At 71.3% G+C, this 21,485-nt stretch carries 19 protein-coding genes; 5 read left to right on the top strand and 14 right to left on the bottom strand.

Annotated elements, in window-relative coordinates:
• Positions 1–41: 41 nt before the first annotated feature.
• From C4U03_RS34450 to C4U03_RS34440, 3 genes are read left to right on the top strand one after another with little or no spacing between them, the layout of a single operon-like run.
• Positions 42–1,355, top strand: coding sequence for an NtaA/DmoA family FMN-dependent monooxygenase (locus C4U03_RS34450; protein WP_103944004.1), 1,314 nt, complete (start codon positions 42–44; stop codon positions 1,353–1,355).
• A 19-nt stretch (positions 1,356–1,374) separates the two neighbouring features.
• Complete coding sequence (locus C4U03_RS34445; protein ID WP_103944003.1) at positions 1,375–2,673, top strand: NtaA/DmoA family FMN-dependent monooxygenase; 1,299 nt, start codon at positions 1,375–1,377, stop codon at positions 2,671–2,673.
• Positions 2,670–3,524 (top strand): LLM class oxidoreductase, encoded by an 855-nt coding sequence (locus tag C4U03_RS34440; protein ID WP_103944002.1) that lies wholly within the window; start codon positions 2,670–2,672, stop codon positions 3,522–3,524. Before C4U03_RS34445 ends, C4U03_RS34440 begins: the two co-directional genes overlap by 4 nt.
• 55 nt (positions 3,525–3,579) lie before the next feature.
• Here the strand turns inward: C4U03_RS34440 and C4U03_RS34435 are convergent, their stop codons facing one another.
• The 14 genes from C4U03_RS34435 to C4U03_RS34370 form a co-directional block, all read right to left on the bottom strand.
• Positions 3,580–4,791 (bottom strand): MFS transporter, encoded by a 1,212-nt coding sequence (locus C4U03_RS34435; protein WP_200827671.1) that lies wholly within the window; start codon positions 4,789–4,791, stop codon positions 3,580–3,582.
• Positions 4,784–5,770, bottom strand: a complete 987-nt coding sequence (locus C4U03_RS34430) for an LLM class flavin-dependent oxidoreductase (RefSeq protein WP_103944001.1) — start codon at positions 5,768–5,770, stop codon at positions 4,784–4,786. The genes C4U03_RS34435 and C4U03_RS34430 overlap by 8 nt, the downstream gene beginning before the upstream one ends.
• A 35-nt stretch (positions 5,771–5,805) precedes the next feature.
• A complete protein-coding gene (locus C4U03_RS34425; protein WP_160147194.1) occupies positions 5,806–6,027 on the bottom strand; it encodes an acyl-CoA carboxylase subunit epsilon in 222 nt (73 codons plus the stop codon).
• Positions 6,028–6,083: 56 nt separating this feature from the next.
• Positions 6,084–7,670, bottom strand: coding sequence for an acyl-CoA carboxylase subunit beta (locus tag C4U03_RS34420; protein WP_103943999.1), 1,587 nt, complete (start codon positions 7,668–7,670; stop codon positions 6,084–6,086).
• Positions 7,671–7,739: 69 nt separating this feature from the next.
• Complete coding sequence (locus C4U03_RS34415) at positions 7,740–9,812, bottom strand: SDR family oxidoreductase (RefSeq protein ID WP_103943998.1); 2,073 nt, start codon at positions 9,810–9,812, stop codon at positions 7,740–7,742.
• 3 nt (positions 9,813–9,815) lie between these two features.
• Positions 9,816–10,781, bottom strand: a complete 966-nt coding sequence (locus C4U03_RS34410; protein ID WP_103943997.1) for an aromatase/cyclase — start codon at positions 10,779–10,781, stop codon at positions 9,816–9,818.
• A gap of 13 nt (positions 10,782–10,794) precedes the next feature.
• Positions 10,795–11,619, bottom strand: coding sequence for a 3-oxoacyl-ACP reductase FabG (gene fabG / locus C4U03_RS34405; protein WP_103943996.1), 825 nt, complete (start codon positions 11,617–11,619; stop codon positions 10,795–10,797).
• A 19-nt stretch (positions 11,620–11,638) separates the two neighbouring features.
• Complete coding sequence (locus tag C4U03_RS34400; protein ID WP_103943995.1) at positions 11,639–11,899, bottom strand: acyl carrier protein; 261 nt, start codon at positions 11,897–11,899, stop codon at positions 11,639–11,641.
• A 60-nt stretch (positions 11,900–11,959) separates the two neighbouring features.
• A complete protein-coding gene (locus C4U03_RS34395) occupies positions 11,960–13,198 on the bottom strand; it encodes a ketosynthase chain-length factor (RefSeq protein WP_103943994.1) in 1,239 nt (412 codons plus the stop codon).
• Positions 13,195–14,475 carry a beta-ketoacyl-[acyl-carrier-protein] synthase family protein gene (locus tag C4U03_RS34390; RefSeq protein WP_103944056.1) on the bottom strand — a complete coding sequence of 427 codons (1,281 nt, stop codon included), beginning with the start codon at positions 14,473–14,475 and terminating at the stop codon, positions 13,195–13,197. The genes C4U03_RS34395 and C4U03_RS34390 overlap by 4 nt, the downstream gene beginning before the upstream one ends.
• Entirely contained in the window at positions 14,472–14,798 is a 327-nt protein-coding gene (locus C4U03_RS34385; protein ID WP_103943993.1) for a TcmI family type II polyketide cyclase, read from the bottom strand. The genes C4U03_RS34390 and C4U03_RS34385 overlap by 4 nt, the downstream gene beginning before the upstream one ends.
• Positions 14,799–14,816: 18 nt before the next feature.
• Positions 14,817–16,277, bottom strand: a complete 1,461-nt coding sequence (locus C4U03_RS34380; protein ID WP_103943992.1) for an FAD-dependent monooxygenase — start codon at positions 16,275–16,277, stop codon at positions 14,817–14,819.
• A 61-nt stretch (positions 16,278–16,338) separates the two neighbouring features.
• Positions 16,339–16,764, bottom strand: coding sequence for a MarR family winged helix-turn-helix transcriptional regulator (locus C4U03_RS34375; protein WP_103943991.1), 426 nt, complete (start codon positions 16,762–16,764; stop codon positions 16,339–16,341).
• A gap of 251 nt (positions 16,765–17,015) precedes the next feature.
• The gene (locus tag C4U03_RS34370) at positions 17,016–18,137 is read right to left on the bottom strand and encodes a helix-turn-helix transcriptional regulator (RefSeq protein WP_146087626.1); all 1,122 of its coding nucleotides are present in this window, start codon (positions 18,135–18,137) and stop codon (positions 17,016–17,018) included.
• A 1,276-nt stretch (positions 18,138–19,413) separates the two neighbouring features.
• On the opposite strand from C4U03_RS34370, the gene C4U03_RS34365 reads away from it, so the two are divergent.
• Together C4U03_RS34365 and C4U03_RS34360 are read left to right on the top strand one after the other, a co-directional pair.
• Positions 19,414–20,244: an SDR family NAD(P)-dependent oxidoreductase gene (locus C4U03_RS34365; protein ID WP_103943989.1), complete on the top strand. Its 831-nt coding sequence runs from the start codon at positions 19,414–19,416 to the stop codon at positions 20,242–20,244.
• A gap of 64 nt (positions 20,245–20,308) precedes the next feature.
• Positions 20,309–21,485 (top strand): acetyl-CoA carboxylase biotin carboxylase subunit (locus C4U03_RS34360; RefSeq protein WP_103944055.1); only part of this gene is annotated, 1,177 nt, incomplete at its 3' end.

Genomic DNA, 21,485 nt, shown 5'->3' with positions numbered 1-21,485 from the left:
GACCGGCGCACCGGTGTCACCGCACTCACCACGGGAGAAGCATGGGAAAGCGGCATGGCAGACACATCCACCTGGGGCTGTGGCTCACCTTCCTGGACGCGGCCGACTGGCGCAACCCCGACAGCAGGGCCGAGGAGCTGAACTCTCTGGCGCCCTACGTGGAGGTGGCCGAGATCGGCGAGCGGGCCAAGCTGGACGCGCTCATCCGCGGCGACGGGCTCGGGCTCCCGCTGCCCAGCCCGGACCAGGCGTACGCAGGCTCGCTGGAGATCTTGACGCTGCTGGCGGCGCTGGCGGCGCGGACCGAGAAGATCGGGCTGATCGGGACGGCCTCGACCACGTTCACCGAGCCCTACAACCTCGCCCGCACCCTGGCGACGCTCGACCACATCAGCAACGGGCGGGTCGGCTGGAACATCGTCACCTCCGTCGCGGGCGAGGAGCAGTTCGGATACGACCAGATCCCCGGCCACGAGGAGCGGTACGAGCGCGCCGACGAGTTCATCGAGGTGGTCTCAAAGCTGTGGGCGAGCTGGGAGTCTGACGCGGTGCTCGTCGACCGCGAGAACGGGGTCTTCTTCGATCCGAAGAAGATCAACCGCATCGACCACCACGGCAAGCACTTCCACGTCGCCGGTCCGCTCAACATCGCCCGTCCGCCGCAGGGCCGTCCCGTTTTCGTCCAGGCCGGCGACTCCGACAGGGGCCGGAACTTCGCCGCCGAACACGCCGAACTCGTCTTCACCGCGCAACGCGACCTGGAGAAGGCGCAAGCCTTCTACCGCGATGTGAAGGAGCGCGTCAAACGGCAGGGACGGGACGAGTCACGGGTCAGCATCCTCCCGGGACTCGTCGTCACGATCGGCGCCACCGAAGCCGAGGCCCGAGAACTCCACGACCAGTTCCTCGCCCGGATCGACTACGAGCGGACCCGGACGAGCCTGGAGGCACTCCTCGGGGGCATTGACCTTTCCGATATCGACCTGGACGAGCAGGTCCCCGAGGAACGGTTGCCCGAGGCCGCCACGCTGACACGCCAGCCGGGCCGCGCGCAGATCTTCGTCGACCTGGCCAAGGAGAAGGGCGCCACCTTGCGGCAGCTGCTGCAGGCGCTCGGCACGGCCCACGGCCATGGCCGCGTGTTCGGGACCCCGCGGCAGGTCGCGGATCACATCGAGCGGTGGGCCGAGGCCGGGGCGGCCGACGGGTTCGCCATATCGCCCGCGCAGGGCCTCGCCGGGGCACGGCTGTTTGCGGACGAGGTCGTGCCGATCCTGCAGGACCGTGGCGTGTTCCGGCGGGAGTACACCGGCAGCACGCTCCGGGACCACTTCGGCCTCTGGCCGGTGTCGTGAGCGGAACGAAGGAGAGAAGATGACCGAGGACGGCAGGCGACTTTTCCTCGCCTACAACGTGCGCAGTTACGGCGTCTCGCCACGCGCCTGGCTTTCCCCGCAACTGACCGGCCGGGAGATATTCACCGCCGACTATTGGTCGCGCATCACCAGGCTCGCAGAGAAAGGCCTGTTCGACGCCGTCTTCGCCGGGGACTCGTCGCAGTTCCTCGGCTTCAACCGGATCGACATCGACGGCGTGGACCGGTTCGTCGCATGGGCCTCGGTCGTGCCCCATACGGAGCGGATCGGTGTCATCGTTACCGCGTCGACCACCTACAACGACCCCTACCGGCTCGCCGAGCGGCTCTTGTCCCTTGACCTCCTGTCGGACGGCAGGGTCTCGTGGAACCTCGTCACGACCTTCGCCGAGGACGCGGCGGCCAACTTCGGCCTGGCCAGGCACCCCGAGCGCGGGCTGCGGTACCGGCGCGCCGAGGAGTTCGCGGAGGTCGTCGTCGGGCTGTGGGACTCCGCCGGCGACGGTCCCGCGGTGGCGCACCGCGGCGAGAACTTCACGGTCTCCGGACGCCTGCCGCTGCCTCGCTCTCCGCAGGGACGGCCGCCCATCATCCGCGCGAGCTCGTCGGACGAGGGACGGCGGCTGGCCGGACGCCTCGCCGCCGCGGTCTTCGACTCGGCGCTCACCGTCACCGAGGCGCAGGAGCGGTACCGGAAGGTCAAATCCGACGCGCGGGACGCCGGCCGCGACCCCGCGGACCTGGCCTACCTGCCCGGCCTGCGGATCGTGCTCGCGAGCACCACCGCGGAGGCCAAGGCCCGGGTCGACGAGCTGTTCACGCAGGACCCGATCACCCGGTCGGAGCACGAGTCCTGGTTCGGCGGACTGATCGGCGCGAACGTCGCGGACCTGGACCCGGACAAGCCCATCCCCGCGACGGTGCTGGAGGCCGCCACCGCCGCCGCCACGGCCGACCGGGACCACCTGCGGGCGTCGACGCTGCGGGTCCTGGCCGACGGCCCGCAGATCCCGCTCTCCGAGCACCTGCTGCGCACCCGGTATCTGAGCGGTGGCCACGGCACCTTCGTCGGGGCGCCAGAGCACCTGGCGGACCGCATGGAGCACTGGTTCCGCTCGTACGCCGCCGACGGATTCGTGATCGCGCCCGATCTCGTCACCGAAACCCTGCCGATCCTGGTCGAGGAGGTGGTCCCGCTGCTCCAGCGGCGCGGCATCTACAAACACGAGTACGCGGCGTCAACGCTCGCCGGGCACTTCCGGGCCGCCGCCGGACGGCTCAGCGAGGTGTCGGCATGAGCACGCAGTGGCGCTCCATCGCGCTGTCGGACCGGCTGGCCCGACACCTGCTCAGCGAGGCCGACCTGGCGGAACGCATCGACGAAGCCGGCCTGGACGCCGTGGTCCTGGGCTTGGAACGGCTCGACCCGCTCGCACCGGAAGGCCACCAACTGGACCCCACCTCACTGGCCCCGATCCTGGCGCGGCGAATCCGGAACACCCGGTTGCTGATCGCCGCGACCAACCATCGCGAGCATCCCTGGAACCTCGCCCGGGCCGTCGCCAGCCTGCAGAACTTCGTGCCGTCCGGCAGCGGACTCGTCCTCGCAGCACGGGACCGCACCGTGCCCGACGGACGACCCGGCGCGCGGGCCTGGGACGTCGGGAACCTGTCCAGGCCGGTCGACATCGGTCCCGAGGCCACCATCGACGCCGGCGTGGTGGCGCGGAAACTGTGGGACGACTATCCGTTCGACGCCGTCATCGCCGACCCGTCCTCCAACACCTATCTCGACCTGGAGCGCGTCCGCGCCAGCGATCATCGCGGCGTCTACGACGTGGCCGGTCCGCTGCCGGTACCGACCCGTGGCCGCCCGCTGCTGTCCCTGTTCGTCCCGGACGGTGCGCCGGTCGCCGTGCCGCCGGCCTTCGACTCCGTCACGGTGCCCCTCGACCTGGCGATCGAGGCCGCCCGCGGCGCGGACGCGTTCGGTGGGCGCCCGCTGATCGCGTACGTCCGCGACCCGGACGATCTCGCCCGTGCCGCGGAGTCCGTCCGGAGCGGCGGGCAGGTGCTCGGCGTACAGGCCCTCGTCACCGACGACCACGCACTCCGGACGGCGCTCAAGGCGCTCGGCGCGCTGGGGTGAGTTTCCGCAACGGTCCCCTCGGGGCGGGCGTTCGCGGCTCCAGGAGTCCGCCGGTTCAGGACTCTCCCGCGCCGGGGCGGGTGCGCAGGCCGGTGGCGGCGACGGCGAGCCCGAGGGCGGCGAGCACCGAGGTGGCCAGCAGTGCCGACCGCTGCCCACCCGGTGCGTTCAGCAGCGCGGCGACCAGCGGCAGCATGACGACGCTGCCGATCTGGACCCCCGTCTGATAGACGGGGACCGCTGCGCGGCGCAGGGCGGGGGCGGTGCTCTGGGTCGCCTGCATGTTCAGGGCGGCGAACGACACCACGAACGCCGCCCCGACCAGAAGCAGTGACGGCAGCAGGGCTCCGCCGTAGGAGTCCCGGCCGGACAGGGCCAGCGCGAGCAGTTGCGCCGCGAACGCGAGCAGCGCCCCGGCCGCGATCAGCCGGGACGTGCCGAACCGCTGGATCAGGTGCCCGGCGAACGGCACGGAGATCGCCAGCGGCAGGCAGGCGGGCAGCAGCGCGAGCGCGGTCTGCCATGCCTGCCATCCGAGGCTCCCGCTCATGGTGAACGTCGCGAGCAGCAGCAGGCCGATGTAGACACCGTTCAGGCTGCCCGCGCCCGCCACCGCGCGCATCAACGGCCCGTTGCGGAACAGTGCCGCGCCGAACACCGGCGGCGCCTGCCCTTTGACGTCCGGTATGACGCGATGCCCCACCGCCAGCAGCAGCAGAGCCACCGGAGCGGGGAAGAGGAACGTCCAGTGCCAGTCATCGGCGACGAGGACCCCGGACAGCACCAGTCCCAGGCTGAACCCGTACGCCCCGAACATCGAGTACACCGACACGGCTCTGCGCTGCCGCGGCCCGGAAGGGAACGTCTCGCCGATCAGCGCCAGCCCCGCCGGCGCGGTCAGCGCCGCGCAGGCCCCTTTGACCACCCGGGAGGCCACGAGGAGCGTCATGCTCGTGCTCAGCCCCCCGGCGAGAGAGGCGGCGGCGAACACCAGCATCGCGACGAGGTAGCTCCTGCGCAGCCCCCAGGCGGCGGTCAGCCGCGGCCCCAGCAGCAGGAACACGGCGAATCCGAGGGCGAATCCGCTCATCAGCCACTGCACCGACCACAGGTCCAGCCCGAGATCGGCGCCGATGGCCGGGAGCGCCACCAGCACCACCGAGACCTCGACGGCGTCGAGCAGCATGTTCCCCGACAGGACGAACAGCAGCGGCCATCCGTCCCGACCGGTGCGGCGCCGGACCGCCGCGGCGTGCGGGCTACCCACCGGCCGACGCCTTCTCCAGCAGTTCCGGCAGCCTGTCCGTGATCAGTTCGATGTTGCGGACCACCAGGTCGTCCGGCATGCCCGCGACGCTCGCCCAGAAGATGAGGTGCTGGACCGGCAGCCCGCGGATCTTCTCGTGGATGCGCACCGCCGCGTCCTCGGGGGTGAGGATCTCCAGCATGGTCCACGACCCGTCGGCGGGCCGCTCCTCCGGGAAGTCCTCCGGATGCAGCAGCGGTGGTGTTGGCAGGTCGGTGCCTGCCGCCCAGGTCGCGCGGTAGGTGTTCTTCTGGTGGGCCAGGTGGGGGGCGACCCGGGGCCAGGCGGCCTCGGGGTCGTCGGCCAGGATCACCGGCAGCAGGTCCGACACGCGTGCCGAGGCCGGGTCGTGCCCGCCCTCCACCAGGCCCGCACGGTAGTGCTCGAACATCTCGGGGGAGATGTGCAGCAGACCGAGGCCCAGGCGGCCCGCGATGCCGGCGCCGCGCGGCCCGTAGAACCCGCCCCACACGGGCACCGGATCCTGCACCGGCAGCGGGGTGACGTCCGCCTCCCTCCACAGCCGCAGGACCTCGCCGATGTTCCGCTCGACGTTGCGGAAGCGGCGCCCGTGGTCCGCACCGAACAGCGCGTACTCCAGCACCCCGTAGCCGGCACCGAAGCCGAGTTCGAGCCGGCCGCCGCTGATGAGGTCCACGACGGCGGCCTCCTCGGCGATGTGCGCCGGGTGGCGCAGGTTCGGCAGCATCACCGCGGTGCCGATGCGGGCGTTGCGGGTACGCGCCGCCGCGGCGGCGGCCATGGTCAGCGGCTGCGGCAGATAGCCGTCCTCGAACAGGTGGTGCTCGGTGAACCAGAGACCGCCCACGCCGCGCCGGTCGGCCTCCTCGCACAGTTCCAGGGAGCGGGCGTAGTGGTCGGTCCAGGGACGCTGCCAGGGCTCGGGGTTGCGCAGGTCGAAGAGCAGCCCGACTTGCATATCAGTCTCCGTTCGTCAGGGGGCGAGGCACGCCGTCAGGCGGCCTGCGCCTGCCAGCTGCGCGGCCCCCGGTAGGCGGGGATCCGCTCGGGACGCCGCCACGGGGCCGAGACGGCCGACGGCCACGAGCCCGGCTCCGGCTCCCGCCGCGCCGCGTTCAACCGGTGCAGCAGCACCACGGTGACCGCGGCGAGCTCCAGCGGGTCCAGGGTGCCCTTCTCGACGCGCAGCAACGGCACGTCCGTGTGCTCACTCATCGCTCGAATCGCTCTCTCGCTGTTTTCCGGCCCGTCGGGCTCGGCGTCCATCGGGCTCACTGGGGCGGGTTGCCGTGCTTGCGGTGCGGCAGAGCGGCGTCCTTGTGCCGCAGCATTGCGAACGCCCGGACCAGCACGGCCCGGGTGTCCACCGGGTCGATCACGTCGTCCACCAGCCCGTGCTCGGCCGCGTAGTAGGGGTGCACCAGCCGGTCGCGGTATTCCCCGATCTTCCGCGCGCGGGTCGCGGCCGGGTCCTCCGCCGCCGCGATCTCCCTGCGGAAGATCACGTCCGCGGCGGCATCGGCGCCCATCACCGCGATCTCGTTGCCCGGCCACACCAGCGCCAGGTCCGCGCCGATCGACCGCGAGTCCATCACGATGTACGCCCCGCCGTACGCCTTGCGCAGCACCACCGAGACGCGCGGCACCGTGGCGTTGCAGTAGGCGTACAGCAGTTTCGCGCCGCGCCTGATGATGCCGTCGTGCTCCTGCCGCACCCCCGGCAGGAACCCGGGCACGTCCACCAGCGTCAGCAGCGGGATGGTGAAGGCGTCGCAGAACTGGACGAACCGCGCGCCCTTCTCGCTGGCGTCGATGTCCAGGACCCCGGCCAGCATGGCGGGCTGGCTCGCCACCACGCCGACCACGTGGCCGTCCAACCGGGCGAACCCGCACACCAGGTTGCGGGCCCAGTCGGCGTGCACCTCCAGGAACTCCTCGTCGTCGACGATCTCCGCGATCACCTCGCGCACGTCGTAGGACCGGTTGCCGTCCAGCGGCACCAGGTCGCGGACGCGCTCCAGCCGCCGGTCCGGCGGGTCGGTGCAGGGCACCACCGGCGGGAGCTCGCGGTTGTTGGACGGCAGCATGGACAGCAGGTACCGTACCTCCGCCAGGCAGGTCTCCTCGTCGTCGTAGACGAAGTGCGCGGTGCCGGAGACCCCGCCGTGCACGTCCGCACCGCCGAGGCCCTCGTGCGTCACCTCCTCCCCGGTCACCGCCGCGACCACGTCCGGGCCGGTGATGAACATCTGGGAGATGCCGCGGACCGCGAAGACGAAGTCGGTGAGCGCCGGCGAGTAGGCCGCCCCGCCCGCGCACGGGCCGAGCATCACGCTGATCTGCGGGATGACGCCGGACGCCCGGGTGTTGCGCTGGAAGATGCCGCCGTACCCGGCCAGCGCGGACACGCCCTCCTGGATGCGCGCGCCCGCGCCGTCGTTCAGCGAGACCAGCGGGGCGCCCGCGGCCAGCGCCATGTCCATGATCTTCTGGATCTTCTGGGCGTGCGCCTCGCCGAGCGCGCCGCCGAAGACGCGGAAGTCGTGGGCGTAGACGAACACGGTCCGGCCGCCGACCCGGCCCCAACCGGTGACCACGCCGTCGCTGTGCGGGCGCCGCCGCTCCAGCCCAAAGCCCGTCGCCCGGTGCCGGCGCAGCGGCTCCACCTCGGTGAAAGTGCCCGGGTCGAGCAGCAGGTCGATGCGTTCGTAGGCGGTCAGCTTGCCCTTGGCGTGCTGCCGTTCGGTCGCCACCGGATCGGGCCCCTCGCGGACCCGCCGCTTCACCTCCCGCAGCCGCTCGATCCGGTCGGCGAGGCTGTCCGGCCTCCCTTCCGCAGCCGGTTCCGGTGCGGTCATCGTTTCCTGTGCCGTGGTCATTGGACCCCGCTACTCCCGAGATGCCGAGTACTCAACCGATGCGAGTGGTCAACCGAGCAGCGTGCCGCCGCTGGCGTCGACGAACGCCCCGGTGATCCACCGAGCCTCGTCGGTCGCCAGGAAGCGGATCACGTCGGCGACGTCCGCCGCCTCGCCGACCCGCTTGAACGCCGACAGCTGTGCCATCTGCTGCACCGCCTCCGGAACGTCGAAGATCGCGCTGCCGTTGTTGGTGATGCCGGGCGCCACGGTGTTGACCGTGATGCCGCGCGGCGCGAGATGGCGGGCCAGGTGCAGGGTGATCTGCTCGACGGCGCCCTTGGTCATCGCGTACGCCACCTGCTCGGGGTTGGCCAGCCGGGTCAGCCCGGACGAGACGTTGATGATCCGGCCGCCGGCGGACAGCAGCGGCAGGGCGCGCTGCACGATGAAGAACGGGGCCTTGACGTTGACCGCGTACAGCCGGTCCAGGTCCTCGGGGGTGACGTCCTCCGGCGTCTGCCCCGCCGGCGTGGTGATGGCCGCGTTGTTGACCAGGATGTTCAGCACGGTCTCCCCGGTGCGCGCCTTGAGCTCGTGCTCCAGCCCGAGGAACAGCTCGTGCACGTCACCGGGCACGCCGAGTTCGGCCTGCACGGCGAAGGCGCGCCCGCCGTCCTGCTCGATCAGCCGTACGGTCTCCTCGGCCGCGTCCCGCTGCGTGGCGTAGTGCACGGCGACCAGCGCGCCCTCCTCCGCCAGTCGCAGCGCGACGGCCCGGCCGATGCCCCGGCTCGACCCGGTGACCAGCGCGGTCTTGTTCTCCAGCCGTTCCATCCTGTGTCCCTTTCCTTGGTGTGGCGTGTGCGTGCGTGCCGGCGGTGACGCCGGCGCTACCGGGCGCGCGGTCGGCGGGCCCGGCACCGGCGGCCGCGCGCCCGCCGGCCGGCCGATGGCCCAGGTGGCGGGCTCGCCGATCTGGCTGATCGCGCCGGCCGCGGCGCGGCGTACCGGGCCGAGCTCCAGCAGCCCGGCGAAGACCTCTCGGAGCGGTTCCACGTCCCTCCCTTCGAGCAGCAGCAGCGACTGCACCTGGATGTTGCTGAGCGTGCGGGCACCGACGGCATGGCGCCGCTCGTGGTAGCCGTCCAGGGCGTCGTCGCCGATCCGGCCCGCCACCCGGTCGGCGAGCGGCCCGCCGAGGTCGGCCGCGTCCTGGAGGCCCAGGTTGAGCGCCTGCCCGCCGACCGGCATCTGCACGTGGGCGGCGTCGCCGGCGAGCAGGACCCGGCCCCGGCGGTACCGCGTCACCTGCCGGCGTGCGTCGTCGAAGGCATTGAGCCACAACGGCGTGCCGTGCCCGATCTGTTCTCCGGTCACCTCCGCCCAGGCGGCCGCCACCTCGTTGAACGTCGGAGGTCCCTGGTGCGCGCGGGGGCGCACGCCGTACACGTGCACCATGACCCGGGTACTGCCGTCCGGCCAGCGGTGCGCGGTGGCCAGCCCCTTCGGCAGCCGTTCGAAGCGCCGGTCCGGTATGTCGATGCCGGCGATGTCGGCGCGCAGCATCTCCCGCCGGGCCTCGGTGCCGGCGAGCTCGAAGCCGGCGAGCCCACGGACCGTGGACCGTTCGCCGTCGCAGCCCACCAGGTACGCGGCGGTCAGCGTCCGTTCGGTCCCGTCGGTCGCGCGGATCCCGGCGGTGACGAGGTCGCCCCGGTCGTCGAGGCGTTGCAGCCGCCACCCGCGCCGCAGGTCGGCTCCAGCCCGCACCGCTCGTTCCTGGAGCACCGCCTCCAGCCTGGTCTGAGGGCATTTCCACTGCCCGGCGTACGGGTGGTCGGGGTCGGCCTCGGTCAGGTCGATCCGGATGCCGCCGAAGTGCCCGGGACCGCCGTCGGGCAGTTCGCCGAGCCGCTCCAGCACGCCCCGTTCCGCGAGCAGCTCCATGGTGCGCGCGTGCAGGGTGGACGCCCGGGACTCGGCCATGGGCTCGGCCAGCATCTCCACCACGACGGTGCGCACCTCCTGTTCCGCCAGGTCTCCCGCGAGCAGCAGCCCGACGGGTCCGGCGCCGACGACGACCACGTCGGCGTCGAGCGCGCCGGCCCCTCGGACGGCCCGTGTGGCCGTGTCCGCCATCGGTCAGCGCCGGGCTTCGGCGTACTTCTTGGCCAGCTCCAGCGTCGCCCGGCTGTTGCCGCCGAGCGCCTCGCGGATGAAGGCCCGCGCCTCCGGCACCCCGGCGTCCGGGCCGAGGATCTCCGGGATCCGCGCCGCGTTGATCACGACGGTGTGCTGGGAGCTGGCCCTGGCCGTGCCGTCGCCCGTCTCCTCGAACTCCCAGTAGCCGGTGTGCAGGCTCATCAGTGCCGGCAGCGTGGTCTGCTTGTAGACGATGCGGTGGTGGGGGAAGCAGACCCGGACCGACTCGGTGGTGTGCGAGGAGCCGTCCTTGGTGAGGGTGTCCATCCGCAGCACCTGCAGACCCGGCGTGTCCTCGGTGAGCCGCACGGCGGCGACGTGCGGCAGCCGCTCCCGCCACCGGCCCGCCTCATTGACGAAGTCGTACAGGTCCTTGACCGATCCGTCGACCTCGACCGAGTCGATGAACGACAGCGTCAGCCCGTCGTCCGCGCTCGCCTCCTCCAGCGCCGACTTCAGTGCCGGCAGCTCCTCCTGGCTGTTGCGGTCGACGGCCTGGTCGATCCAGGCCAGTCCCTCCGGGTCGTCGTCGATCGCCCGGTACCAGTGCAGCAGCCGCAGCCGCGTCTCCGCCGATCCGGCCGGCTCGATCAGCCAGGCGCCGGTCATCTCCGCCACAGGCGGCGCGGAGACCTCCTGCCAGAAGTCGATGCGCAGGTTCTCGGGGTCCAGTTTGCGGCGCGAGGTCCAGTTCTTGGCCTCGCCGTTGGCGGTGGCCCAGATGCGGATCCGCTCGTCGGTGCCGTCGCGCTCCAAGTACTCCACGTGCACCGACGGTGGGAACAGCCGCGGCCAGTTCTCCACCTCGGCCAGCAGCCGGTACACCTGCTCGGCACTCGCCCGCACGGTGATGGTGTGCTCGACCTCGCGTCCGGTGGTCTCGTCCCCGGTGGTCTTCTGTGACACTGTCCCGTTCCTCTCAGAAGTTGCCCAGGCCGCCGCAGACGTTGAGCGCCTGCGCGGTGATCGAGGCGGCGGTGTCGGAGGCGAGGTAGCCGACCAGCCCCGCCACCTCGTCCGGGGTGGAGTACCGGCCCAGCGGGATCTTGGCCTGGAAGCGCTCCAGGATCGCCTCCTCGCTGGTGGAGTACGCCTCCGCGTAGCCCTGCCGGACCCGCTGCGCCATCGGCGTCTCGACATAGCCGGGGCACACCGCGTTGACCGTGATACCGGTCGGCGCCAGTTCGTTCCCCAGCGCCTTGGTGAAGCCGACGACGCCGTGCTTGGAGGCCGAGTACGGCGCGCCCAGCACCACGCCCTGCTTGCCGGCGGTGGAGGCGATGTTGATGATCCGGCCGCGGGACTTGACCCGCATCCCGCCCGCGTTCAGCACCTCGCGGGTCACCACGAAGACACTGGTGAGGTTGGTGGCGATGACATCGGCCCACAGGTCGTCGCCGATGTCGGCGGTCACCCCGCCGCCGCTGCGGCCGGCGTTGTTCACCAGCACGTCGATGGTGCCGAACCGGTCCACCGCGGCGCGGACGAGGCGGGCGACGTCCTCCTGCGAACGCACGTCGGCGGCGGTCCCGTCCACGTCGAGCCCCTCGTTCTGCAGGGTCTTGACGGTGTCGGCGATGGCCTCCTCGCTGCGGGCGCAGATGAACACCCGGTGGCCCTGCTGGGCGAGCAGCCGTGCGCAGGACAGCCCGATCCCGCTCGTGGCACCGGTGACCAGGGCGACCCGGGCGACCGGCTGCGTGCCGGTCCCGGCGGCGGAGTCGTTGTCTGTGGTGACGGACATGAGAGCTCCTCTAGATCGTTCAGGCGGCGGCCAGGTGGGCGTTGACCAGGTCGATCAGCTCGCGCGGGGTCTTCGCTGCCACCAGCGCCTCCTCATCGAGGCTGATGCCGTGGTCGCGTTCGATGCGGCTGGCCGTCTCCAGCAGCGCGAGGGACTCGTAGCCGAGGGCGTCGAACGAGACGTCGATGATGTCCCCGTCGAGGTCGACGCCCTCGTCCGTTCCGGCCGCCTCCCGCAGGACGGTCCTGAGCTCGTCCAACGTGAACTGACTTCGGGGCATGTGTGGTCCTGCCTTTCTCGGGGGTTCTTTCGTGGACGTCCGTTTCGGAGACCGGGGTCGTCAGCGGTTCGGGGGAGCGGGGCGGTCGACGGCCCGCACGACCATGGCGGAGTTGAGCCCGCCGTGGCCGCGCGCGACGACCAGGACGCAGCGCAGCGGCGCCGCGCGGGGAGCCCCGGTGACCAGGTCGAGGTCGTAGCGGCGGGACGGCCGGATGTTGATCGTCGGCGGGATCACCCCGTCCCGCAGGGCCAGGAACGCGGCGGCGAGGTCCAGCGGCGCCGCCCCGGAGTACAGGCGGCCGGTCATCGTCTTCGGTGCGGTCACCGGTACGGCGGACGGTCCGAAGACCTTGGCGATGGCCTCCGCCTCGACGCGGTCGAGTTCGGGCACGGCGGCGGCGTCGGCGAACACCGCCCCGATGTCGGCGGGCTCCACCCCGGCGTCGGCGAGCGCTCCTTCGATGGCGTTCCGCAGGGTCGGCTCCCGGCCACTGCCCCGCCGGGGATCGGTGGTGGCCGCGTAGCCGGCGATCTCCCCGTAGACCCGCCCGGCGCCGCGCGTGCGAGCGTGCTCGGCGCTTTCCAGCACCAGCAGCGCGCCGCCCTCGCCGGGGACGTGGCCGGCCGCGTCGTCGTCGAACGGCAGGTAGGCCCGCCCGGGGTCGTCCCTTGTGCTGAGCCGGCCGCTGGTGAGCTGGGCGACCCACCCCCACGGGCAGAGGGAGGCGTCGACCGCGCCGCTGATCACCATGGGGGTGCCCTTGCGGATCTGCCGGCGCGCCTGCGCGACCGCGTCGAGACCGCCCGCCTGGTCGCTGACCACGACGCTGCTCGGCCCGCGCAGGCCGTGGCGGATGGAGATCTGGCCGCTGTTGACCGCGTAAAACCAGGCGAACGACTGGTAGGCGCTGACGTACCGGCCGCCCTTGCTCCACAGCGCACGCAGCTCGTTCTGCCCGAACTCGAACCCGCCGGAATGGCTGGCGGTGATGACCCCGATGTCGAACTCGGGGAGCTGCGCCGGGTCCACCCCCGCGTTGGCGAACGCCCAGTCGCTGCCGGCCAGCGCGAGCTGCGTCATCCGGTCGGTCTGCGGCAGCAGCCGGCTGGGCAGGTGCTCCTCGGCGGCGAAGCCGGTGATCTCACCGGCCAGCCGCGCCGGGTAGGACGAGGCGTCGAAACGGGTCACCGGACCGATGGCGCTGCGCCCGGCAAGCGTGGCCGCCCAGTACTCCTCAACGGTCAGCCCGGTCGGAGCCGCCACGGCGAGCCCGGTGACCCACGTCGCCGTGGTCATGCGCCGCTCCGCTCCGGATCGGCCAGCACGATCGCGCTCTGGAACCCGCCGAACCCGCTGCCGACCGACAGCACCGCGTCGACCCGCTGCTCCCTGGCGGTCAGCGGCACGTAGTCCAGGTCGCACTCCGGGTCCGGGTGGTGCAGGTTGGCCGTCGGCGGCACCACGTCGTGCGTCATCGCCAGGATCGAGGCGGCGACCTCGATCGATCCGATGGCGCCCAGCGAGTGCCCGATCATCGACTTGATGGAGCTGACCGGCGTGCGGTAGGCGTGCTCGCCGAGGCTGCGCTTGAACGCGGCGGTCTCGTGCCGGTCGTTCTGCTTGGTGCCCGAGCCGTGCGCGTTGATGTAGTCGATGTCCTCGGGGGCCAGCCGGGCCGCGTCCAGCGCGACGCGGATGGCCTCGGCCATCTCCCGGCCGTCGGGGCGCAGACCGGTCATGTGGAAGGCGTTGGACCGCGTCGCGAACCCGGCGACCTCGGCGTAGATCGTCGCTCCGCGCGCCCGGGCGCCGTCCAGGTCCTCCAGGACGAACATCGCGGCCCCCTCGCCCAGGACGAATCCGTTGCGGGTGGCGTCGAACGGGCGGGAGGCGTGCTCGGGGTCGTCGTTGCGCGGGGTCGTCGCCTTGATCGCGTCGAAGCAGGCCAGCGTGATGGGGGAGATGGGGGCGTCGGTCGCCCCGGCGACCACCACGTCGGCCGAGCCCTCCCGGATGAGGTCGGCGGCGTAGCCGATCGCGTCCAGCCCGGAGGTGCAGCCGGTGGAGACCACCGTGGCCGGCCCCTCCGCGCCCACGGCCCAGGCGACCTCCGTCGCGAACGAGCTGGGCACCATGTAGTTGTAGAGGTGCGGCACCGCGTAGGTGTGGTCGACCAGTTCCAGCCGGCCGCCGTCGCTGACGGTGCGGTACTCCTGGTCCAGCCCCATGGTCGCGCCCACCGCGCTGCCCACGGTCACGCCGGTGCGGTGCGGGGGGAGCCCCGCGAAGTCCAGCCCGCTGTCGGCCACCGCCTCGCGCGCGGTGACCACGGCGAACTGGGCCGCGCGGTCCATCCGCCGCGTCTCCTGCGGGGTCAGCCCGGACAGCTCCGCGTCGAGGTCGGCCTCGGCGGCGACCTGGGAACGAAAAGGGGACGGGTCGAAGAAGGAGATCCGGCGCGTGGCGGTCCGCCCATCGGTGAGCAGCTTCCAGAACTCCTTGACGCCCACGCCGCCCGGTGCGGTCACCCCCACACCGGTGATCACCGGCCGCCGGACGTGCCCACCGCTCATCGTGCGCTCCACGCATAGAACCGGCGGGCCATGGCGTCCTTGGGGGAGCGCCACGTCTGCGGGTCGTAGGCGGTGATGTAGGGCTTGAGGTCCTCGCTGATCTGGACGAACCGCGGATCGGTCTTGGCCTCTTCGATCAGCGCGCCGCCGTTGTCCTCGTCGAAGTCCTGAAGATGGAAGTACAGGCCGTTGAACTCGAAGAGCTGCCGCCGTCGGGTGCCCATCCGGTTCGGCATATCGGTCTGGTCGAAGTCGGCGAAGAGCCCGGCGACCTTGTCCGCCGAGGAGGCGGCCATTCTGGCCACGATCAGGGTGCTGTGCATCGTTCCTCTTCTCGATGGTTATCGGCCCGGCCCGAACCAGCGGTCCAGGGCGGTGCGCAGATCGTCATCGGTTCCGGGCGCGGCCCAGGCGACATGGCCGTCGGGCCGCAGCAGCAACGCGGTGGTGTCCGCCAGGGCGTCGGCCGCGTCGTTCCCGCGCGGCGTCGCCGTCACGATGTCGATCCGGTCGCGCCACGGTCGGGCGCGCCGCCGCAGGGTCCGGTTGTCGGCCAGATCGAGAAGCACGCCGCGCCCGGTGTGCAGCAACTCGGCGCTGCCGGTGCCGCGGCCCGCGCGGTCCAGGCGGATGAGCGGCATGCGCGCGCCGAGCAGAGGATGCCGGCCGCGGCCCATGTCGTAGGTGATGTCCAGGCCGCTGACCCGGGCGCCGAGCAGTCGCTGCGCCTCCGCGGAGCCGAGCAGGTCGCCTAGGACGTCGCGGAGCGGCACCGCGTCGTTGCCGCCCAGCAGCAACGCCCCCTGTGCGCGGGTGTTGGCCAGCAGTGCGCGGCCGACCTCGTGCCGCTCGTCGTGGTAGGTGTCCAGCAGCGTTCCGGGGGCTCGCCCGCGCACGACGGCGGCCAGCTTCCAGCCCAGGTTCACCGCGTCCTGGAGGCCGGTGTTCATGCCCTGCCCGCCGGCCGGCAGGTGGATGTGTGCGGCGTCGCCGGCCAGCAGGACCCGCCCGCGCCGGTACTCGGTGACCTGGCGGGCCGCGTCACCGAAGGCGCTGACCCACACCGGCTTCGCTGTGGAGATGTCGGAGCCCGCCACCCGCTTCCAGACGTCGGCGACCTCGGCGAACTCTGGCGGGCCGGTCCGATCCCGCGGTGGGATGCCCCGCTCGGCGACGACGATGCGGTGGACGCCGTCGGACAGCCGCGCCACCATCGCCATGCCGTTGGGGGTCTGCGCACCGGCCGTGCGCGGCGCCAGTTCCAGGCCGCGGATGTCGGCGAGGAACAGCTCGGTGGTGGCGGACGTCCCGGGGAAGTCGAATCCACCGATCCGGCGCACCGTGCTGCGCCCGCCGTCGCAGCCGACCAGGTACCGGCATCGCAGCGCCGGGCCGTCACGCAAGGTGACGGTCACCCCGGTGCCGTCCTCGACGAAACCGGTGAATTCCTGACCGCGCCGGATATCGGCGCCCAACTGCCGGGCCCAGCCCTCCAGCACGGCCTCGGTGATGTTCTGGGGTACGTTGTGGGCCGCGCCGTGTGTCGAGTCCAGCAGTCCCAAATCCAGGGGGAGCCCGCCGAAATGCCCGGCGTAAACGGTCTCAATGCCCCCGAATCGCGGCAACAGCCCCCGCTGGTCGAGGACCTCCATCGTGCGGATGGTGAATCCGATGGCGCGGGACTGCCCGGAGCGCGCGCCCAGTCGGTCCAGCACGATGACGTCTGTCCCGGCCAGGCGCAGTTCTCCGGCCAGCATGAGCCCGGTCGGCCCGGCACCGATGACGATTACGGAAGCGTCCATGCGGATCTCCAGTGAGGGAGGCTGTAGGTCCGGCGAAAACCGGTGGGCGTGCGGCGCTTTCTCACGTGTTCTCGATGTTGCGGGCGATCCGTGCCAGCACGTCGTTGGCGGCGAGGAATTCGCTTTCGCTGATTCCGGCGAGTGATGTGGCCGCGTGCGCGTTCACGAGCGTTTCGGCGCGTTCGTGCGCTGCCGTGCCCGCCGCGGTGAGCGTGAGCGTACCGCCGTCGTCGGTGACCCATCCGCGCTCGACGAACTCGTCCACGATGGGCCGGTACGAGGTGTCGCCGTCGACGGCCAGGAAGGGGGCGAACGCGTCGTCCAGGCCGGCGACAGTGTCCACGTCGATGCTGAGCGCGTGCAGGACCTGCCACTGCCGGCGGGTCAGTTTCTCGTCCGCCAGCGCGGCGCCGGTGGCCGCATCGAACAACTGGTGCAGGTGCAGCAGCCAATAACCGAGCCGCTTTGTCGTGTTCTGCTGGAGCATGGGGAACCTCTATTGCCGGGGGGAAGGGTTTATCGTCGAGTTCCCGGATCAATGCCTTGACTCTGGCATGCCCCTACACCCCTCACAAGAGGCGGCGAACGAATCTACGGTAGGGCCACAGCGGCTTGTCTGCGCGCAGCCCAAGGCCCCATCCGTCCGAATGGGCGGATGGGGCCTTGGGATATGTGGGCCGTGCTCGGGGAGCTACGACATTATGGGGTGCCTATGGAGCTGCTACGTCACTGTGGGAGCTAGGAGATGGTGAGGCTGAGCACCGCGGAAAGTTCACGCCGTCCGGAAATGCCGAGTTTGCGGTAGACGCTGGACAGATGGAACTCGACCGTGCGGACGGTCAGGAAGAGCGTTTCGGCGATTTTGCGGTTGCTGTACCCCGCGCGGGCGAGGTTGGCGACCCGTGCCTCCTGTGGGGTGAGGGCCTGGGCGGCGTTGCCCTCACCGGATCTGGCCAGGGCCGTCTCGGTCCGGGCCGTCCAGTACGCGCTGCCGCACTCGCGCGCCACCGCCGCGGCGGCGGCCAGCCCGGTCCGCCCCTCAGGAACGTTCCCTTGCTGGATACGCAACGTGCCGAGGTCGTAAAGTGCTTGAATCAACTCCGTCCCGGCCTGCGCCAGATACAGGAGCTCCACCGCCTCCTCCAGCATGGCCGCCGAGGACTCGTCCCGACGCGCCAGGGCGAGAGCGTGCAGCGCGGCGCCGATGGCGCGCGGTGACCCCCATCTCCTGGCCGCGACCAGTTCTTCTTCGGCCAGGACGCGTGCCAGGTCGCAGCGGTGCGTCGCCAGCGCCCCCAACGCCGCCATGGAACGCCACGGGATCACCGCCGGGTTGGCGACGTTGAGCGACTTCAGCAGGCGGCCGCACGCCAGGTAGTCGTCGAGGCCGAGCTGGAAGTGCCCCGTGGCCAGGCGCAGGTTCCCGCGCGCCGCCAGGACGTGCGCGCGCTCCGCCGTGCCGCAGGCCAGTCGGCCGGTCAACCCGTGCGCGAGCAGCACCTCGTGCGCCTGGTCGAACTCGCCGGCGCGGACCAGCGACTCGATCAGCCACGCGACCGCCAGGGTCCGCAGCGGTCCCGGCCCCATGTCGGCGAGCACCGACCTGAGCATTTCCGCGGCCGACCCCATCGCCCTGCCCTCCAGGGCGACGCGGGCCCGCATCATCAGCACCAGTTCCCGGCGCCGGGACGCGCGCATCCAGTCCGGATCCCGGGACAGCTCGTCGCAGTAGGCCTTCACGGCGTCGAAGTCGCCGGTGTAGTGCAGGGCGAGCAGCGTGAGCCACATGGCGTCCGGGTTCACATGCGGCTCGCCCGCGTTGAGGGCCCGTTCCACCTCCTCGACCACCGTGCCGCGCATCTGCCGGCCGAGCGTAGCGGTCTCGATGCGGCGGGCCGCCGCGCACAACACAGGGCAGCCCTCATCAAAGCGGGCAATACCCGGCATATAGCCGGCCACCGGCTCGCGGCGCCCGGCGGCGCCGCCTCTGCGGCCGATGCCCCGTTGTGGCCTGGGTGCGGGAAACCGTCGTTCCCTGCGTGCTTCTTCGTGTTTCCCAGCCGCTTCCGCGGTTGTTTGTTGTCTTCCGATCATGATCTTGTGTCCCCATCAGTTAGCTAAGCTCGGCGCGACCATTGGGAGACGGCGCCCAAGACAGCCAGGGCGGGGTGGCCCGTCCGATCATTGAGGAGGCTCACATGTGACACATGGATTCCGCCCCTTGGGGTCATATGTGATCAGAACACTTGTCATGTGGCGCAGGCCACTCACCTGAAGGGGGAGGGGAGGCCGGTGTCGACCAGCCGGAATTCCCGAACCGGGTACGCCATCGTCCGCGACCCCGATGGAGGGGGTTGGATTCGGGAGGTCTGCGCCAATATTTTAGGTAGCCTACCAACTTGGTAGGAAAAGTCAAGTGTTGCGTCAGGGTGGCACGTATGCCCGAAATGGGTGACTTGCATCACTCGCGACGCCATGGGGGGTGTCCCGTCGCCTTGAGGGTGATCCCGTGCCCCGCCGCGAACGCCGGGGAACGCTTGCAGTAGGCGCTGAGCAGCGGTTTCGCCGTGGAGTGCGGCACGGTGGTATCGGGTGCGCCGGCGGTGGCGTGGAGGCGTGGAGGTGCGGCCTGCCTGGTCGTCCCATTGCATGCGGATGGCCGGCGAGGTGCGCCGCGCCGGGAACGATGCACCCGCCGGCTTTCGGTTCATCTTCCGGATGAATCCTTTCAGGGTAGTATGGCCGGCCCTTTCGGGTGGGGGCGAGCGTAGTGGCGACGCGGGCCGATACGGCGATGCGCCGGCGACCCGAGCCGGTTCGATCGGTCGGCGCGGACATCCGCGCCACGACACGAGCACCGACCTGCGCCGCGACGGCCGAACCGCCGGTGGTCCGATGGCCTCCACCGCTCAGCCTCCTTTTTTGGGCAGGGCCGGCAATCCAGTGCTGAAACCCTAAACGCTCCCGGATCCGCCGTCCCTACGGCCTCGCCACAGATCACGGACCGAACGGTCCCAACCTCTTGCGGCGACCGTGAAAGCTCTGCAAGCATTGCCGTCACCACCACAAATAGGTGACGCCGACAGAACGCCGGCCGAGGGCTCGCCCCCGGCTCGGCGACCGAAGGGATATTCCGGTGAAGAACATTGTCGTAACGGGCGGGACATCCGGCATCGGACTGGCGCTGGCCCGCATCTGTCGCGACCGCGGGGACAACGTCCTCGTCATCGCCCCCGATCCGGCCAAGGGCGAACGCTTCATCGAGGAGTCGGAGAACAAGGGGGCCGGAAAGCGGGTTTTCTTCATACCGGCCGATCTCAGCCTTGTCGGCGAGAACGAGCGGGTCATCGACGAGATCGGGGACACCTTCACGACCGTCGACGCCCTGGTCCTGTGCGCCCGGTTCTTCCGCTCCTACCGTCGGGTCACCGCCGAGGGATTCGAACACAACTTCGCGCTGTACTACCTGAGCCGGTTCCTGCTGAGCCACGGCCTTGTGGAACCGATGCGCAGGGCCGGAGCGGCGGCGATCCTCAATGTCGCGGGGCCGGGCGTGGCGGCGGGCCGCATCCATTGGGACGACCTTGAGCTGGAGCACGGCTACAACGGCTGGGAGGCGATGTTCCAGGGTGGCAAGCTCAACAACCTCCTCGGCGTCTCCTGGGCCGCGGCGCACGGTGGCCAGGGCGTCGGTTACGTCCTGCAGTTCCCCGGTGGTACGCGCACCGGCCTCGCCGGTGAATTCGACCCGGAGACCGCGGCCCAGGTCGAGCAGATGAAGCAGGGCGCTACCAAGTCCGCCGAGGACTCCGCCGGCCCGCTCGTCGACGTCATCGACAACCCGCCGGCCGAACCGCTCACCGCCCTGTGGGAGGACCGTCCGATCAGCCTGGACGACGGGTCTTTCGACGCCGAGGACGCGGCGCGGCTGCATCGCCTCACCGAAAAGCTGCTCTCCCGGCGATGAGCCGGTAAGGCGGCGAACCGTAAGGCGCAAGGCGGCGAATTGAGCGCAGGAAGGGGAGTTGCACGTGCGCAAAGTCCTGATTGCCAACCGCGGCGAGATCGCTGTACGCATCGCTCGCGCCTGCCGCGACGCCGGCCTGGCCAGCGTGGCGGTGTACGCCGAACCGGATCTGGACGCGCTGCACGTGCGGGTCGCGGACGAGGCGTACGCGCTGGGCGGCCGGACGGCCGCCGACAGCTACCTGGACATCGACAAGATCTTGAAGATCGCGGCGGAGGCCGGTGCGGACGCGGTGCACCCCGGCTACGGCTTCCTGGCCGAAAACGCCGACTTCGCGGCCGCGGTGCAGGCCGCCGGGCTGACCTGGATCGGTCCGCCGCCGGCGGCGATCACGGCGCTGGGCGACAAGGTGCAGGCCCGGCACATCGCGCAGAAGGTGGGCGCCCCGCTGGTGGCCGGCACCAAGGATCCGGTGGCCGGGGCCGAGGAGGTGGTGGCCTTCGCCCGCGAGCACGGGCTGCCCATCGCCATCAAGGCCGCCTACGGCGGCGGCGGGCGGGGCCTGAAGGTCGCCCGCACCCTGGAGGAGGTCCCCGAGCTGTACGAGTCGGCGGTGCGCGAGGCGGTGGCCGCCTTCGGCCGCGGCGAGTGCTTCGTTGAGCGCTACCTGGACCGGCCTCGGCACGTGGAGACCCAGTGCCTGGCCGACCGGCACGGCAACGTGGTGGTGGTCTCCACCCGCGACTGCTCGTTGCAGCGCCGCCACCAGAAGCTGGTCGAGGAGGCCCCGGCGCCGTTCTTGACCGATGAGCAGGTCGCGCTGCTGTACGGCTCCTCCAAGGCCATCCTCAAGGAGGCCGGCTATGTGGGCGCGGGTACGTGTGAGTTCCTGGTGGGCCAGGACGGGACGATCTCGTTCCTGGAGGTCAACACCCGGCTGCAGGTCGAGCACCCGGTGACCGAGGAGGTCACCGGCATCGACCTGGTCCGGGAGATGTTCCGGATCGCCGACGGTGAGGAGCTCGGCTACGGCGACCCGCCGATGCGCGGCCACTCCATCGAGTTCCGGATCAACGCCGAGGACGCGGGCCGGGGCTTCCTACCGGCGGTCGGCACCCTGTCGGCCTGGCGCCCGCCGTCCGGTCCCGGGGTGCGGCTGGACTCCGGGTATGAGGAGGGCCACACCGTCCCGCAGGAGTTCGACTCCCTGATCGCCAAGCTGATCGTCACCGGCGCCACCC

This window comes from Thermomonospora echinospora, assembly GCF_900108175.1.
Lineage (GTDB): Bacteria > Actinomycetota > Actinomycetes > Streptosporangiales > Streptosporangiaceae > Thermomonospora > Thermomonospora echinospora.
This window is presented reverse-complemented; position numbering and strand designations above follow the sequence as displayed.

Excerpts from the sequence above, each read along its gene's own strand:
- C4U03_RS34390 (WP_103944056.1), bottom strand. The coding sequence starts at position 14,475 with ATGAGCGGTGGGCACGTCCGGCGGCCGGTGATCACCGGTGTGGGGGTG.
- C4U03_RS34370 (WP_146087626.1), bottom strand. The coding sequence starts at position 18,137 with ATGCGCGGCACGGTGGTCGAGGAGGTGGAACGGGCCCTCAACGCGGGC.
- C4U03_RS34445 (WP_103944003.1), top strand. The coding sequence starts at position 1,375 with ATGACCGAGGACGGCAGGCGACTTTTCCTCGCCTACAACGTGCGCAGT.
- C4U03_RS34450 (WP_103944004.1), top strand. The coding sequence starts at position 42 with ATGGGAAAGCGGCATGGCAGACACATCCACCTGGGGCTGTGGCTCACC.
- C4U03_RS34395 (WP_103943994.1), bottom strand. The coding sequence starts at position 13,198 with ATGACCACGGCGACGTGGGTCACCGGGCTCGCCGTGGCGGCTCCGACC.
- C4U03_RS34425 (WP_160147194.1), bottom strand. The coding sequence starts at position 6,027 with ATGAGTGAGCACACGGACGTGCCGTTGCTGCGCGTCGAGAAGGGCACC.
- C4U03_RS34415 (WP_103943998.1), bottom strand. The coding sequence starts at position 9,812 with ATGGCGGACACGGCCACACGGGCCGTCCGAGGGGCCGGCGCGCTCGAC.
- C4U03_RS34375 (WP_103943991.1), bottom strand. The coding sequence starts at position 16,764 with ATGCTCCAGCAGAACACGACAAAGCGGCTCGGTTATTGGCTGCTGCAC.
- C4U03_RS34385 (WP_103943993.1), bottom strand. The coding sequence starts at position 14,798 with ATGCACAGCACCCTGATCGTGGCCAGAATGGCCGCCTCCTCGGCGGAC.
- C4U03_RS34420 (WP_103943999.1), bottom strand. The coding sequence starts at position 7,670 with ATGACCGCACCGGAACCGGCTGCGGAAGGGAGGCCGGACAGCCTCGCC.
- C4U03_RS34440 (WP_103944002.1), top strand. The coding sequence starts at position 2,670 with ATGAGCACGCAGTGGCGCTCCATCGCGCTGTCGGACCGGCTGGCCCGA.
- C4U03_RS34380 (WP_103943992.1), bottom strand. The coding sequence starts at position 16,277 with ATGGACGCTTCCGTAATCGTCATCGGTGCCGGGCCGACCGGGCTCATG.
- fabG (WP_103943996.1), bottom strand. The coding sequence starts at position 11,619 with ATGTCCGTCACCACAGACAACGACTCCGCCGCCGGGACCGGCACGCAG.
- C4U03_RS34400 (WP_103943995.1), bottom strand. The coding sequence starts at position 11,899 with ATGCCCCGAAGTCAGTTCACGTTGGACGAGCTCAGGACCGTCCTGCGG.
- C4U03_RS34430 (WP_103944001.1), bottom strand. The coding sequence starts at position 5,770 with ATGCAAGTCGGGCTGCTCTTCGACCTGCGCAACCCCGAGCCCTGGCAG.